3 protein-coding genes are annotated in these 1,202 nt (G+C 34.3%); all 3 read left to right on the plus strand.

Going from position 1 to position 1,202, the window contains the following annotated elements:
• On the plus strand, window positions 1-372 hold a 372-nt coding region (locus tag AC11W3_RS17845; RefSeq protein WP_484093479.1), incomplete at its 5' end, for an HK97 gp10 family phage protein.
• A 1-nt stretch (window position 373) separates the two neighbouring features.
• Window positions 374-772: a hypothetical protein gene (locus AC11W3_RS17850; protein WP_484093480.1), complete on the plus strand. Its 399-nt coding sequence runs from the start codon at window positions 374-376 to the stop codon at window positions 770-772.
• Window positions 773-775: 3 nt separating this feature from the next.
• Window positions 776-1,186, plus strand: a complete 411-nt coding sequence (locus AC11W3_RS17855; RefSeq protein ID WP_484093481.1) for a phage tail tube protein — start codon at window positions 776-778, stop codon at window positions 1,184-1,186.
• Window positions 1,187-1,202: the final 16 nt, after the last annotated feature.

Genomic DNA, 1,202 nt, shown 5'->3' on the forward strand with positions numbered 1-1,202 from the left:
GTTGAAGTATTACAACTAGGCACAATGATCATAAAAAAGAATGCGTTCCAACTAGAAGGAACTATGAAAAACAAAATTAGATTTAATAAAAGTGTGGTAACTTCTAGACTTATGGGAAGTATCAACACTAAAATATCTAATGGTGGTCGCAGGGCTGAAGTTGGAACGAATGTTAAGTATGCTAAATGGGTTGAAGAAGGTAGGGGTGCAATTAGACCTGTAAGGGCTAAAATGTTACGATTCAAGCTTAAGAGTGGCAAAGTAGTATTCACTAAATACGCTAGTCCTTCAAAACCTAAACCCTTCTTACAACCTTCATTTATTGAACAAGTTAAGATATTTAAAACTGATATGAAAAAGTTGGTGGAATAGTATGCTAAACACTACACAGAAAGCGTTATATGACGTTCTAAGCATTGCCAATTATGAAGTCTATGACATAATACCCGAAGGTGTTGAAATGCCTTTTGTAAAGCTTGGGGACACTTCTTTTAATGAAGTTAGAATGAAGGGTTATGAGACTTTTGAGGTAACACACAACATTGAATTGTGGACAGATGGCACAGGCAAAGGCAGAAAAGAAACAAATACTCATATAATGCAAGTAATGGGACTGATTAAAGGCATAGATCAAGATTTAGGAACTTATATCTTACATGATATATCATTCCAAGAAGAAAGTAATGTTAACGAGGTTATTTTGGAAGATACAACAGTATTATTCCAATCTAATATAAAAGTAACTTTTAAAATAGAACAAAAGGGGGCTTAAAATATGGCTAAAATACATGGTAAAAATGTCTTAGTTAAAGTTAATACAGGAACAGTTGAATTACCTGTTTGGACTTCAGTGGCTTGTCAAAGAGAAGCTTCAATAGAAAGAAATAACGAAACTGTAGACACTACTAACAAAGATTCAAATGGTTGGGACGAAAAAGAGTATGGCAATTCTAATTGGTCTGTTGAATTTGGTGGGTTAATATCTACTGATGATGCAGGACAAGACAAATTGGAAGATGCTTTTATGAATAAAGAAAAGATAAAGATACAGTTTACAGGCATAACAGGGAAAACTTATTCTGGTCTAGCTTGTATAACTTCTGCACCTATTGAAGCACCACAAGATGATTATGTTACATATTCATTTAGTTGTGAAGGGTCTGGTGCATTAGAACAAACGGCTTAGTAAAGCCAAAAGGGGC

The sequence above is a fragment of the Geomonas sp. genome (assembly GCF_056994735.1).